Annotated in this window: 14 protein-coding genes; 10 read left to right on the top strand and 4 right to left on the bottom strand. The window is 70.9% G+C overall.

What is annotated here, in order from left to right:
* Positions 1-120 precede the first annotated feature (120 nt).
* The 4 genes from AB0B64_RS52910 (at position 121) to AB0B64_RS52895 (ending at position 4,186) form a co-directional block, all read left to right on the top strand.
* The gene (locus tag AB0B64_RS52910) at positions 121-2,169 is read left to right on the top strand and encodes a sensor histidine kinase (protein WP_358200441.1); all 2,049 of its coding nucleotides are present in this window, start codon (positions 121-123) and stop codon (positions 2,167-2,169) included.
* Positions 2,162-2,818 carry a response regulator transcription factor gene (locus AB0B64_RS52905; RefSeq protein ID WP_358200427.1) on the top strand — a complete coding sequence of 219 codons (657 nt, stop codon included), beginning with the start codon at positions 2,162-2,164 and terminating at the stop codon, positions 2,816-2,818. The genes AB0B64_RS52910 and AB0B64_RS52905 overlap by 8 nt, the downstream gene beginning before the upstream one ends.
* Positions 2,819-2,879: 61 nt before the next feature.
* Complete coding sequence (locus tag AB0B64_RS52900; RefSeq protein ID WP_358200419.1) at positions 2,880-3,302, top strand: hypothetical protein; 423 nt, start codon at positions 2,880-2,882, stop codon at positions 3,300-3,302.
* A gap of 62 nt (positions 3,303-3,364) precedes the next feature.
* Positions 3,365-4,186: an SAM-dependent methyltransferase gene (locus AB0B64_RS52895; RefSeq protein ID WP_358200412.1), complete on the top strand. Its 822-nt coding sequence runs from the start codon at positions 3,365-3,367 to the stop codon at positions 4,184-4,186.
* A gap of 11 nt (positions 4,187-4,197) precedes the next feature.
* On the opposite strand, the gene AB0B64_RS52890 is transcribed toward AB0B64_RS52895, so the two are convergent.
* Genes AB0B64_RS52890 through AB0B64_RS52880 form a run of 3 tightly spaced genes read right to left on the bottom strand, consistent with a single transcriptional unit; the run spans position 4,198 to position 7,207 of the window.
* Positions 4,198-4,893, bottom strand: a complete 696-nt coding sequence (locus tag AB0B64_RS52890; RefSeq protein WP_358200403.1) for a DAK2 domain-containing protein — start codon at positions 4,891-4,893, stop codon at positions 4,198-4,200.
* The gene (locus AB0B64_RS52885) at positions 4,890-5,894 is read right to left on the bottom strand and encodes a dihydroxyacetone kinase subunit DhaK (RefSeq protein WP_357939133.1); all 1,005 of its coding nucleotides are present in this window, start codon (positions 5,892-5,894) and stop codon (positions 4,890-4,892) included. Before AB0B64_RS52885 ends, AB0B64_RS52890 begins: the two co-directional genes overlap by 4 nt.
* The gene (locus AB0B64_RS52880; RefSeq protein WP_357939131.1) at positions 5,891-7,207 is read right to left on the bottom strand and encodes an MFS transporter; all 1,317 of its coding nucleotides are present in this window, start codon (positions 7,205-7,207) and stop codon (positions 5,891-5,893) included. Before AB0B64_RS52880 ends, AB0B64_RS52885 begins: the two co-directional genes overlap by 4 nt.
* 90 nt (positions 7,208-7,297) lie before the next feature.
* On the opposite strand from AB0B64_RS52880, the gene AB0B64_RS52875 reads away from it, so the two are divergent.
* From AB0B64_RS52875 to AB0B64_RS52855, 5 genes are all read left to right on the top strand, one after another.
* Positions 7,298-8,185, top strand: coding sequence for a dihydrodipicolinate synthase family protein (locus AB0B64_RS52875; RefSeq protein ID WP_357939129.1), 888 nt, complete (start codon positions 7,298-7,300; stop codon positions 8,183-8,185).
* Between the two features lie 26 nt (positions 8,186-8,211).
* A complete protein-coding gene (locus AB0B64_RS52870) occupies positions 8,212-8,907 on the top strand; it encodes a GntR family transcriptional regulator (protein ID WP_357939127.1) in 696 nt (231 codons plus the stop codon).
* A 121-nt stretch (positions 8,908-9,028) separates the two neighbouring features.
* Complete coding sequence (locus AB0B64_RS52865) at positions 9,029-9,697, top strand: sensor domain-containing protein (RefSeq protein ID WP_357939125.1); 669 nt, start codon at positions 9,029-9,031, stop codon at positions 9,695-9,697.
* A 139-nt stretch (positions 9,698-9,836) separates the two neighbouring features.
* Positions 9,837-10,844: a hypothetical protein gene (locus AB0B64_RS52860; protein ID WP_358200373.1), complete on the top strand. Its 1,008-nt coding sequence runs from the start codon at positions 9,837-9,839 to the stop codon at positions 10,842-10,844.
* Between the two features lie 67 nt (positions 10,845-10,911).
* The gene (locus tag AB0B64_RS52855; protein WP_358200363.1) at positions 10,912-11,871 is read left to right on the top strand and encodes a LysR family transcriptional regulator; all 960 of its coding nucleotides are present in this window, start codon (positions 10,912-10,914) and stop codon (positions 11,869-11,871) included.
* A 5-nt stretch (positions 11,872-11,876) separates the two neighbouring features.
* Here the strand turns inward: AB0B64_RS52855 and AB0B64_RS52850 are convergent, their stop codons facing one another.
* Entirely contained in the window at positions 11,877-12,740 is an 864-nt protein-coding gene (locus AB0B64_RS52850) for an NAD(P)H-binding protein (RefSeq protein WP_357939118.1), read from the bottom strand.
* Positions 12,741-12,818: 78 nt separating this feature from the next.
* On the opposite strand from AB0B64_RS52850, the gene AB0B64_RS52845 reads away from it, so the two are divergent.
* Positions 12,819-13,184, top strand: coding sequence for a helix-turn-helix domain-containing protein (locus AB0B64_RS52845; protein WP_357939116.1), 366 nt, complete (start codon positions 12,819-12,821; stop codon positions 13,182-13,184).
* The last annotated feature ends 230 nt before the right edge of the window (positions 13,185-13,414 follow it).

Raw genomic sequence — 13,414 nt, 5'->3', positions numbered from 1 at the left:
TGAGCAACGAGGACCAGCTTCCGGGCGGGCAGACCCGGGCAGGCAGGGCCCGGTGTCCCGTTCCTGTCCCGGGACTCCTGTCCCGGGACAGGAACGGACAAATCCGGTGTAATGCTTCACGTGACGAAGACCCGGGCGCTGGTCATGCCCGTTCTGCTGGCCGCGGTCGCGGTGGCGATCACCGTGGCGACGGTGGTGCTGGACGTCCGGGCCGCCGCCGTGCGGATCCCGCTCAACGCCGAGCTGGAGCCGGGCTGGTCCGCGGCGCTGTCAGGGCTGGCCCTGCTCGGGCCTGGCGTGCTGCTGCTGCGCCGGCTGCCCCGCCATCCGGTGGCCTGGGCGCTGACCGGGTTCGGGCTGTTGTGGCTGATGGACGGGCTCGCGGCGAGCTGGGCGGTGTACGGCGTCTATGTCGCGCCGGGCACGCCGGGGACCGCCGCGGCGTACTGGTTCTACGCGTGCTTCGGGGCGTCGCTGCTTCTCGGGCTGCCGCTGCTGATCCTGCTGTTCCCGGACGGGCGGCTGCCCTCGGCCCCGTTGTGGCGCTGGCTGTCGAGGGCCAGCCTCGCGCTGACCGGGTCGCTGACGGTGCTGCTGTCGCTGGCGCCCGCGTCGGTGATGGAGCGTTTCCACCAGACCGCGCTGCCGCCGGAGATCGAGCGGCTGGAGTTCGATCTGTTCGCCGTCCCGCTCCCGTACGCGGTCTGGGAGGTCGCGCTGCGGGTGGCGTACGTGTCGGTGCTGGTGAGTGTCGTGGTGCCGTTCGCGGTGGTGGTGCGCCGCTACCGGGCGTCCGGTGCCGAGCGGCGGGCCCAGATCCGCTGGCTGATGTGGGCGGCGCTGGCCGACATGCTCGTGCTGCTGTTCCCGCTCCGGCTGCCGCCACAGGTCCCAGCGCTGCTGCTCGGGCTGTCCATCGCGGTCACGTCGGGTGCCGTGGTCGTCGCGGTGACCAAGTACCGGCTGTACGACGTCGACCGGCTGCTGTCGGCCACCGTCACCTACGCCGTGCTCGCGGCGCTGGTCGTGCTGGTAGACGTGGCGGTGTTCACCGTGGCGGGGAGCGTGCTCGGCGAGCGGGACTCGGCGCTGGCCGCCATCGCGATCGTCGCGGTGCTCTACGCGCCGCTGCGTACCTGGCTGTGGCGGGTGGCGCGGCGGCTGGTGCGCGGGTCGCGCGACGATCCGTACGCCACGGTCTCGACGCTGGCCGAGCGGCTGGAACTGGCCACCGACCCGGACGAGCAACTGCTCGCGGTGGCCAGGACGCTGGCCGAGGCGTTCCGGCTGGCCTACGTCAGGGTGGAGATCGAAGGGCCGGGCGGGGAACGCTCCGTGGTGGAGCACGGCTCGCCGCGCGGGCCGTCGGTGTCCCTGCCGGTCGCCTACCGGGGTGAGGTGGTGGGGCTGCTGGTGCTGTGCCGTACGGACCTCACCGAACGCGACCAGCGCCTCCTCGGCGATCTCGTACGGCAGGCCGCCGCGGCGGCGCGGGCCAGCGAGCTCAGCACCGACCTGCAGCGCATCCGCGCCCGCCTGGTCCTCGCCCGGGAGGAGGAACGCCGCCGGCTCCGCCGCGACCTGCACGACGGCCTGGGCCCGAGCCTGGGGGCGGTGGCGTTACGCGTCGAGGCGGCCAGGAACCTGGCGGCCACCGCGCCCGACGAAGCCGACCGCATCCTGGCGCAGACGGCCGAGGAGGTGACCGGCGTGCTGGCCGACGTACGCAGGCTGGTGCACGACCTGCGCCCGCCCGCCCTGGACGAGCTGGGGCTGAGGGGCGCCATCGAGCAGCAGGCGGACCGCTTCCGCTCGGCGGGGCTGCGGGTCATGGTCGGCGGCGACGAGCGGCTGGATATGCTGCCCGCGGCCGTGGAGGTGGCGGCCTACCGGATCGTGTCCGAGGCGCTCACCAACGTGGCCAGGCACGCGAGCGCGACACGGTGCGAGATCACGCTGACCGTGCGAGAGGGAAGGCTGGACGTGGAGATCCGCGACGACGGCGTGGGCATCGGGCCGGACGTGGTGGCCGGCGTCGGCATGCTGTCGCTCCGGGAGCGCGCCGCCGAGCTGGGCGGAGACTGCCAGGTGAGCTGCCCGCCCGGCGGCGGGACGCTGGTCGGCGCGCGGCTCCCGCTGGAGCAGGCGATGGAGACGGCCGGTGTCTGAGGAGACGATCCGGGTGCTGCTCGCCGACGACCACCCGGTCTACCGTGACGGACTGGCGGTGCTGCTGGGCTCGATACCCGGCATCGAGGTGGTGGGCACCGCCGCGAACGGCGCCGAAGCGGTCGAGCGGGCCGCCGAATCGCAGCCGGACGTGGTGGTGATGGACGTACGGATGCCAGGGCTGGACGGCATCGAGGCCACCCGGCGGGTCGTCGCCGACAGCCCGCACATCGCGGTCGTGGTGCTGACCATGTCGGAGGAGGACGCCACGCTGTTCGCCGCGATGCGCGCGGGAGCCCGCGGCTATCTGCTCAAGGGGGCGAACCAGGCCGAGATCGTCCGCGCGATCACCGCGGTGGCTCATGGCGAGGCGATCTTCGGTCCGGCCGTCGCCCGTCGCGTCGCCGACTTCTTCACCGGCACCGCGACAGGGCGCTCGGACGACCCGGCCTTTCCGCAGCTCACGCCCCGTGAACGGGAGATACTCTCGCTGGTCGCGGCGGGACGGGCGAACGCGCAGATCGCCTCGGCCCTGTTCCTGTCGCCGAAGACCGTGCGCAACAACGTGTCGAACATCTTCGCCAAGCTGCACGTCGCCGACCGGGCCGAGGCGATCGTCCGGGCGCGGGACGCGGGTCTGGGACGGTGAGCCGTTTCGCCGCTCCCCCACGTCTGATGAGCCGATTCGCTGCTCCGTACGTCGTAGGAGTATGAGAATCTTGCGGATCGCGCTCATCGTGGTGTTGAGCACCGCTTTGAGCGCCACCATGGCACCCGCCGCATCGGCCACGCCCATCGCCAAGAAGGTGCTGGTCGAGCTGCGCGAGCAGGGCGGCTTCGCGGGCTTCGACAACCGGGTGATCGTCTACACCAACGGTTGCGTACGCCTGAGCCGTCGTACGGGCCCGACCGTGGACAAGTGCCTCACCCGCGGCGAACAGCGCAAACTCCACCACGACCTGAAGCTCCTGCGCCTCGGCCATTCCCAGGCCAAGCCCCAGGGAGCCGACTTCCTCAAGTACACCCTCACCTACCGAGGCCACCGCGTCAGCCGCTACACCCTGACCGCCACCTGGACCCCGGTGGTACAGCGGATGGAGCGGTTTCTGGTGAAGTACTGGGCACCGGACTGACAGATCGCCACAGATCACCTGATTCCTCGTAAGATGCGGGCATAGGCGAGGAAGGTGTAGGTGTGACCGAGCACGAGCTGCCCGCGGGGAAAGTCGACCCGACCGTTCCCAGCGTCGCCCGGATGTACGACTACTTCCTGGGCGGGAAGGACAACTTCTCCGCCGATCGCGAGGCGGCCGAACACATCATCCGGATCAGTCTGGAGACCGGCTCCGACATCCGCGAGATCGCCCGAGCGAACCGTGGGTTCCTCATCCGGGCGGTGGAGGAGGCGGCCAAGGCGGGTGTGCGGCAGTTCCTCGACATCGGCACCGGTCTGCCTACCCAGAACAACGTGCACCAGGTCGCGCAGCGCGTCATCCCGGACGCCAAGGTCGTCTACACCGACAACGACCCGATCGTCCTGGTCCATGCCCGTGCCCTGCTCGCCGACAACCCCGACACGGTGATCGTCGAGGGCGACACGCGCGACCCGAAGGCGATCCTGGACGCCGTCGCCGCGCACCTCGACTTCAGCCAGCCGGTCGCCCTCCTCGTCGTCGCCGTGTTCCACTTCCTCGCCGACGACGAGGAAGTGGCCCGCATCGTCCAGACCCTGCGCGAGCCGCTGGCCTCGGGCAGCTACCTGATCATCTCGCACGGGTACATCGAGGAGAACGAGGGCATCCCGGCCAGGCTCGCCGAGGCCCAGGACGTCTACCGGCAGACCAGCTCGGGGGCGATGACCTGGCGAAACCGCGACACCGTACGCGGCTACTTCGACGGCCTCGAACTGCTCGAACCGGGCGTCGTACCCGTGCAGGACTGGCGCAACGACGAGCAGTACATCCCGGCCAGCCTGGCGAAGGGCGGCGTCCTGGGCGGCGTCGCGCGCGTCCCGTAACCGCACGTCCGTCAGTACGGCGGGGCGATTCCCGAGCCAGGCTCCTCGACCTCGGCCAGCGCTCGGAACAGCAGCGCCACTCCCACCGCCCCGGGATCGGCGACACCCCTGGCCCGCTCACCCACGTAACTGGCCCGTCCGAGCCGAGCCCGCAGCTCGGCCGTGCTCCGGGCGCCGTCGGCGGCGGCCGCGGCGGCACGGGCGAAGGCTCCGGCACCGTCCGACTCCAGCGCCGCGACCGCGGGCACGAGCGCGTCGACCAGGGTGCGGTCGCCCACATTGGCCTCGCCCACCCGCTGGATCGCGGCCAGCCCGGCGGAGGCGCCCGCGGCCCAGCTCAGCACATCACCGTCTCGCGCCCGGCCGGTCGGCACATCGCCATCGAGCGCCCGGCTGGTCGGCTCGTCGCCATCGAGCGCCCGGCCGGTCGGCTCGTCGCCGTCGAGCGCCCGGCCGATCTCGGTGAACAGCAGCCCGAACAGCGGCCCGCTCGTGCCCCCGACGTCGTCGAGGAACACCCGTCCCGCCACGTCGAACCCGTGTCCAGCCGTGCCGGACCGGTCGAGCTCGTCGACGACGCGGCGCAGCCCGGAGCGCAGGTTGTCGCCGAAGTCGCCGTCCCCGCTGAGCTGGTCGAGCCGCGTCAGCTCGGCGTGGGCCGCCTCCACGTCGGCGGCGTAGCGGCGGAGTACGGGCGACGCGGTCATCGGTTCTCCTCAAGGCGGACGAAGGCGGGTGTCATGGCCGGGGCCCGCCACCAGCGGTCCCAGGACGGGTCGAGCCGGGTGAGGGTCAGCGAGAAGCCCGCCATGTCGAGCGCGGGCACGTACGTCCCCACCAGCGAGCCGCGCACGTCCAGCCCGCGCGCCGACAGCTCGCCCGCCACCTGGTCGAAGACGCCGTACAGCTCCAGCTGGGTGGTCCCGCCGAGCCCGTTGACCAGCACGACGAGGTCGTCGGGACCCGGTGGCAGACCGGCCAGCAGCTCGTCGAGCATCCGGGTGACCAGCTCGCCGACGGGCGGCCTGGTGATCGTCTTGGCCGCCCGCTCGCCATGGATGCCCACGCCGTACTCCAGCTCGTCGGGCCCCAGCTCGAACGAGGGTGCGCCGGTCTGCGGCGAGGTCTGGGCCCGTGCCGCGACCGCGAGGCTGCGTGAGGCGGCGGCGAACCGCGCGCCGAGTTCGGCCAGCTCGTCGAGGCCGAGCCCCTCGTCGGCGGCGGCGCCGAGGAGCTTCTCCACGATGACGGTCGCGCCGGTGCCCCGCCGTCCCGTCGCCGTCTCCGTGCTCTCGGTCGCCAGGTCGTCGTCGACCAGCACCCGGCGGACCTCGATGCCGTCGTGCCGCAGGCGTTCGGCGGCGATGCCGAAGTTGATCCGGTCGCCGGTGTAGTTCTTCACGATGTGGATGACCCCGCCGGGACCGGCTGCGGCGCGGCTGGCCGCCAGCACCTGCCGGTTGTGCGGCGAGGCGAACACCTGCCCCGGCGCCACCGCGTCGAGCATCCCCCGGCCGAGGAACCCGCCGTGCAGCGGCTCGTGCCCCGAGCCGCCGCCGGACACCAGCCCGACGGTCCGGCGCGGATCGCGGTCGCGGGCCCGCAGGAAGACCGGGTCCTCGCTCAGCTCGACGAGGTCGGCGTGCACCCGCGCGAACCCGCGCAGGGCGGGCGTCACGGGATCGCCTTCGGCGAGGAACAGGCTCATTGGATCGCCTCCTTGGCGGCGGGCACTCCACCGAGCGCCTCACGGTCGAGCTCGCCCGAGCCCAGCCGACTGGCCGCCAGGCTGGACAGAGCCGCGATCGCGATCATATAGACCACGAGCCACGTCCAGTGGCCGCCACCGGCCGCGAGCAGCGCGGTTCCGGCCAGCGGGGCGAGCCCGCCGCCGAGCGTGGCCCCTACCTGCTGGGTGACCGACAGGCCCGTGTAGCGCACCTGAACCGGGTAAAGGTTGGCGAACAGCGCCGCCTGCGCGCCGTACATGGAGCCGTGGCCGACGGCCAGGCCGAGCACCATGGCCAGGGTCATCAGCGGCAGGCTGCCGGTCTGCACGAGCAGGAAGAACGGCACGGCGAGCAGCAGCTGGAACACCGCGCCGCCCACGTACACCTTGCGTCGGCCGATCCGGTCGGACAGCGCCCCGAACAGCGGCAGCGTGAAGCACTCGGCCAGGCACGCGATCAGTACGGCCATCAGCACCGGCCCGCGCGGCAGACCCAGCTCCGTGGTGACGTAGGCGATGGCGACCACGTAGTAGACGTTGAACAGCCCGCTCTCGGCCACCTTGGCGACGATCGACAGCAGCACCTTGCCCGTGTAATCGGCGAACAGCTCCTTGACCGGCAGCTTCCGTACCTCGCGCTCGGCCCGCATCTTGACGAACTCGGGGCTCTCGCTGACGCGCAGCCGGATGTAGAAGCCGACGGCGACCAGCGCGATGCTGGCCAGGAACGGCAGGCGCCAGGCCCACGACTCGTACGCGCCCGCCGGCAGGAACGTGTCCAGCGCCGTGACCAGGGCGACCGGCAGCAGCACACCGGCCGGGGTGCCGATGTGCACCAGGGAAGTGAAGAAGCCCTGGCGTCGCTTCGGGCTGTACTCAAGGGCCATCAGCACGCCACCGCCGTACTCGCCACCCATCCCCAGCCCTTGGATCAGCCGGATGAGCACCAGCAGCAGGGGCGCGACGATGCCGATCGACTCGTACGAGGGGATCAGGCCGATGGCGAAGGTGCCGGTGCCCATCATCAGCATCGTGGTGATGAGGATGTTCTTGCGGCCCAGCCGGTCACCGAAGTGGCCGAAGATCAGGCCGCCGAGCGGGCGCGCCAGATAGCCGACGAAGAACGTGGCGAACGCGGCCAGCGTGCCGACCAGGGGGATCTCGGCCGGGAAGAAGACCTTGTTGAAGACCAGCGCGGCCGTCGTGGCGTAGAGCGTGAAGTCGTAGTACTCCACGGTCGTGCCGAGGGCGCTGGCCCAGACGACACGTTTGACTGGCGTCCCGCTCTGCATTGGACATCCTTTCATGTCCGGGTGATAATCTAATGTATCAGACACTAGATTTAACATGGGCGCAATAGCCGCGCCACGAGGAGGATGTCGATGAGCGACCTGGACCTGCACGGGATGATCTCCACGGTGGTGACCCCGTTCGACGAGAACGACGAGGTCGACCTCGATCTCCTGCGCCAGGAGGTCAAGTACCTGCTGGAAGCCGGAGTCACCGCGATCTGCGCGTGCGGCAGCACCGGGGAGGGCCAGACGCTCTCCCTGGAGGAGAGCCGGGACATCTGCCGGGTCGTGGTCGAGGAGGTCGCCGGACGGGTGCCGGTGATCGCCGGAGTGATCCAGAACTCGACGGCCCAGGTGATCCGCTACTCGCTGGCGCTGAAGGAGGTGGGCGTCGACGCGTTGCAGATCACACCGGTGCACTATGTCTTCGCGCCGTCGGCCGAGGAGACCGTGGCGTACTACCGGGAGATCGGGGCCGCGGTGGACCTGCCGATCGTGCTCTACAACGTGGTGCCGTGGGCCCTCGTACCCGTGGACGTGATCGAGCGGCTCGCGGCCGTTCCGCAGCTGGTGGCCATCAAGCAGAGCGGCGGCGACATGCACCTGCTGGTCGACCTGCTGGCCCGGGTACGCGACCGGTTCACCATCCTGGCGGCGCTCGACGACCTGCACTACCCGGCGTTCGTGCTCGGCGCGCACGGCGCGCTCGCGGCCATCCCGACCGTCACGCCGCGGCTCAGCGTCGAGCTGTGGAACGCCATCCAGGACGGCGACCACGCGCTCGCTCTGAAGCTGCACGAGCGTATTCTCACGGTGTGGCGGGCGATCGACGGACCCAACCTGCCGGCCACGCTCAAGGCGGCACTGGAGCTGCAGGGCCGCAACGGAGGACGTCCCCGGAAGCCCTTCGCGCCGGCGAGCTCCGCCGAACGCGAGCGGATCGCGGTGGCCCTCCGCGCGGCTAACCTGATCGACTAGACATCACACATCTGCAGGGGGAGATCGTGCCGGGTCAGTCCGTCAAGCTCTCGAAGGGTTCGTCCCTGGTCGTGGATTCCATCGCGGACCAGCTCTACGGGATCCTGCGCGACCGCATCACCAGCGGGGTGTACGCCCCCGGTTCCCGGTTCGATCCGAACTCGGTGGCCACGGAGTTCGGCGTCTCGCGCACGCCGGTCCGCGAGGCGCTGGCCCGCCTGGAGCACGACCAGCTCATCGAGACGCGGCCTCGGTCGGGGACGTTCGTGGCCCGGCCGGACGTCACCGACGTCCACGAGGTCTGCCAGCTGCGCAAGGGCATCGAGTGGCTGGCGACCGGCATCGCCGCCGCCGTCATGCCGCTCCCCCGGATCGCCGAGCTCCGCGCCGAGGTCGTCGAGGCACTGGCGTACGCGGAGAAGGGCGACTACGAGCCGTTCTTCGTCAGTGACACGCGCCTGCACACCGAGATCGTGGCGGCCACCGGCAACGAACGGCTCATCCGGGTCCGCTCCTCGACGGAGCCGTTCGTGCAGTGGCTGCGCGTGCTGGGCGCCACCGGCCCGCACCGGATCGCCGGCTCCACCCGCCGCCACCTGGAGATCCTCGACGCCATGGCGGGCCGCGACGTCGCGGCGGCGCAGGCGGCGGCCGCGATCCACCTGGACGAGGTCGAGGAGTGGACGGTGGCCGACATGGAGTCGCACGCCATCACCACCTGACGGGTGGCGGATGACGGTCGCACGCCATCACGACCTGGCGTACTTGGTAGGGCCTGCACTACCTCGATACGCCAGTGAGCGGGAGCGATCTGGAGGGGCGGCGACTCGTAACGTTCTTGGCATGACAACGCTCCGGCACCGCATCGCCACTGACACCCGCTATGTCCTGCTCGGTTTCCCCACCGCCGTGATGTCCTTCGTCCTGGTGCTGATCGGTGTCGCGGCCGGAGCGGGCAGCGCCGTCGCCTTCGTCGGCCTGCCGATCCTGGCCGCGGCCGCCGCCATGGCGCGTAACTTCGCCGACGTCGAGCGGGTGCTGCTGCCCGACGTGCTCGGCCGCCGCGTCGCGCGTCCTCGCTACCAGCAGGCTCCCTCGGACGCCGGCTGGTTCCGCCGCACGATGAACCCGCTGACCAGCGGGCAGGCGGCGCTGGACATGCTGCACGCCGTCGTCGCCTTCCCCCTCGCCATCGCCACCTTCGTCGTCACCATCGTCTGGTGGGCGGGCGCGATCGCCGGACTGACCTTCCCGCTCTACGGCTGGATCATCGCCGGTCTGCCCGACTTCCACGGCGGGCTGCCCGAACTGCTCGGCCTCGGCAGTGACACCACCACCTTCGTGGTCTTCAACACGGTGCTCGGCGTCCTGTTCGCGCTGACGCTGGTGCCGGTGGTGCGCGGCGCCGCCCTGATCAAGGCCAACCTCGCCCAGGCGCTGCTGACCCGCCCCGCGTACGACGAGCGCCCCGCGACCGTCCGGGCGCACCGGCTCGCGGCGGCCGAGTTCTGAGCCGCGTCGTACGGTCCCGGCGGGTCGAACACGGTCCGTATGGAGTCCCAGCCTCGGTTGTTTGAACCGGGGCCAGGTGCGGGCCGTACATCATGAGGACAGCTCAGGACGCTCCCACGGGCATGTCGCGGAGGTATCCGTGCCGGTGAATCGCCAGCTGTTCGTCAGCGGCTTGGCCTTGGCCATGGTCACCGCGTGCAGTGCCTCCGGGACGTCGCCCCAGGCCGGTGCCTGGTCGGTGAGCGCCGGGCCCCGGGCGAGCGCCGCACCGGCGCAGCCCACACTGACGGAGGACGGGGCCGAGTTCGTCCTCAACGGCTACCGTGAGCGACTGCAGCAGGTCAGGAAGCGGAACGGATCCGGAGTGCAGGAAACGAGCGCCGGCCTGGCGTTGGAGCTCGACCGGGCCGTCTTCCGGCTCGCCAGGCTACGCGGTGACCGGCTCGGCACGCTGCCCCGCCTCACCAGCACGCGTTTCGTGATCCCGAAGAACCCCGGCAGCGCCCGCTGGTTCCTGGCCGAGATCACCGAGCAGGGCAAGGACTACCGGACCCAGCTCATCCTCCAGGAGACCTCCGGCGGCTGGCGCCTGGTCGCCGGATCGACCACCCCGCTCCAGGCACCCGCACTGCCGATCGCGGTGGACGACAAGGGACTGGCGACCGCGGTGGCCGCCGACGACACCACGAACCTCGCCGTCGCCCCCCGCGCGATGGCCGCCGCGCACGCGCGCTCCCTGGCCACCAACGGCAAGGACACGGAGGCCAAGCGCCTCCTGGCCGCGGGCCCCTACACGACCCAGTCCGCCACCGCGCGGCTCGCCGACATGCGCCTCCTGCGCGGCCAGTGGGATGTACGCGACCGCACCCAGGTGGTCCCGACGATCTACGCGCTGCGCGCCTCCGGAGGAGGAGCCGTCGTCTGGTACGGCGTACGGGAGCAGCAGGTCTTCTCCGCCCGCCCCAAAGCCGCGGCACTCTCCTTCACCCGCCCGGAGCCCGCCGTACTGAGCGGCAAGAAGGAGTTCCGCAGCCGGGTCATCCTCGTCCAGGCCACCTGGTTCGCCGCCGTCGTCCCCGCCACGCCGTCGAAGAGAACACGCGTCGTCGCCGACTGGACCGCCCAGATCAGCGTCACGGGCGACTGACCGATTTTGGCCTTTTGCCGCATCGGTTTATCTATGATCTTTGATGCCCGGCCAGTAGCTTTTGCTCATGACGCCCACGCAGCTTCGCGCGTTCGCGGCCGTGGTGCGGCTCGGGTCGGTCAAGCAGGCGGCAGCGGAGCTCGACGTGTCGGAGGCGGCCGTCTCCCTGCACGTCGGCCAGCTGCGCAAGGAGCTCGGTGACCGGCTGTTCACCAGGACCGCCGCCGGGCTCGCGTTCACGCCCGGCGGCTTGCGGCTGGCCAGCAGGGCGGCGGAGCTGCTGAGCCTCCAGGAACGCACGATCATCGAGGTGAGCCAGGCGGGACGCGGGCGCCGGCTGTTACGCGTCGCCGCGTCGAGCCTGTTCGCCGAGCACGCGGCGCCCGGTCTGATCGGGTTGTTCGCCGGGCGGGCCGCCGATCTCGACGTGGAGCTGAGCGTGCACGACCCGCGGCGGTTCGGGTCGTTGCTGCGCGCGCGGACCGTCGACGTGGCGATCGGCCCAGGCCCTGGCGGCTACGTGGACGAGACGCTGTCCTGCAAGCCGTTCCTGAACTTCCAGCTCGTCGTCGTGTGTGGGCCCGATCACCCGCTCGCCGGGCGCGACGTCGGCGTACACCAGCTTCGCGACCAGGTGTGGCTGCTCGGCCCCTCGGCCGCGACCGAGCTCGGCGCCGTACCGACGATGCTGCGCAAGCTCAACGTGCCCGAACACCACCAGCAGATCTACCAGAGCCACGCCGCGGCGCTGGAGGAGGCGCAGCGCAACAGCGGCGTGGCGCCGGCGATCTCGTTCGCGGTGGCACCGGACCTCGCCAACGGGCGCCTGGTACGCATCGCCGGGCCCGCCCTGCGGTTCGACGGGGGCTGGGTCACGATGACGCTGGCCGAGGGCGGCGTGGCTCCGGCGGCGGCCGAGCTGGTCAGGTTCGTCACCACGCCCCGCGCCACCCAGGCCATGCTGCGCGGCCCCGGCGTGAACGTCGGCCGCTTCCGCCCGTCCATCCACATCACGCTGTGGAGCTGACCGTCTCAGCGCCCGTGAACATACTGAGCGGCGAAGTAGTCGGCGATCGGGGTGGGCTTGCGGCCGGTAAGGTGCTCGACCGCGTGTGTGGTCACGTCGAACCAGCCGTCGCGCTTGTACGTCCCCAGGCCCGTCCATCCCTGAACGTACATCTCGGGGAGCCCATGTCCGGACAGCGCCGCGGCCAGGTCGGTGTCCGAGACCTGTTCGCAGCGGATCGGGCGACCGGTGACCTGGGCGAGCGCGTCGGCCACGTCCGCGTCCGTGACCGCCTCCGGGCCTGTGACCTCGAGGAGTTGCCCCTCGCAGCCGCCCTCCGCCAGCACGGCCGCGGCGACGGCGGCGCTGTCATCGCGGGTGATGTGTCCCACCCGGCCGTCACCCGAATTGCTGGGCAGCACCCCGGTGGCGACGGCGATGGCGGGCAGGCCGACGAGGTTCCACATCTCCGGCCACTGGTTGAACCGCAGCGCCGTGAACGTCAGCCCTGACTCGGCCAGCAGCCGCTCGGTCTCCCCGTGGTTCTGGATGAGCGCCTGGGGCTGGCCCGGCTCGCCTGCCCTTGCGAACGATGTGTAAATCACATGGCCTACCCCCGCCTTGACCGCCGCCTCGATGGCGTTGACGTGCCCGCGAGGCGCCCCGGTGAGCGAGCCCATGCTGATCATCAGCAGCCGCTCCGCGCCCTCCAGCGCGCCGGGCAGGCTTGCCGGATCGTCGAAGTCGGCGTACCGGGTGGCCACTCCGAGATCGGCGATGGCATCAGGGGTACGGGACAACGCCACGACGCGGGCGGCCTCCACCCGCTGGAGAAGGTGCCCGACGGTGAGGCGTCCGAGCTGCCCGGACGCTCCGCTAACCACAATCACGATAAATCCCCCTTGGAGGTCGATGTGCGTACCCTGATCTTTGGCCAACTGGCGAAAGGTCCGAAAGAAGGCACATTCATGTCCACTGCAACCATCACCGTCCCTGTCACGGTGGCTGAGCACGAGAACTGCCCCGCGACCAGCGTGCTGCGCCGGGTGGGTGACAAGTGGAGCGTCGTGATCCTTTCGATCCTGGAGCGCGGCGCGCACGGCTTCAACGAGCTGGACAGGTCCGTGGAGGGGCTCAGCCGCCGCATGCTCACCCGTACGCTGCGCGCCCTCGAAGAGGATGGTCTGATCAGCCGCACGGTCCATCCGAGGGTCCCGCCGCGCGTCGACTACGCGCTGACCGACCTGGGCCGCTCCTTCCTGGGGCCGGTACGCGCCTTGGGCCTCTGGGCCGTCGCCCACCAGTCCGACCTCGAAGCCGCCCACAGCAGGTAGTCCCCTCCGCGGGCTCGGGGCTCATGCCCGTGACCAAACTGATCGCAGGTCCGATCGCGTCACTGAAATCTGCGGTGATGTGGCACAGCCCGATCGAGCCGAAGTCGACGCCGATCCTGCGTCGGCTGACACCGTCTTGAGAGAGCCGACCCAACTGCTCGATCAGGCGAGTCTGCTGGGCGAGCGATGCCCATACCCGCTCGAAGGATTCCAAATACGTGTTGAACCAT

The organism is Nonomuraea sp. NPDC049129 (assembly GCF_040648495.1).
Classification (GTDB): Bacteria; Actinomycetota; Actinomycetes; order Streptosporangiales; family Streptosporangiaceae; genus Nonomuraea.
Note: the sequence above shows the minus strand (reverse complement) of the source record. Positions and strands in the feature narration are given on the sequence as shown.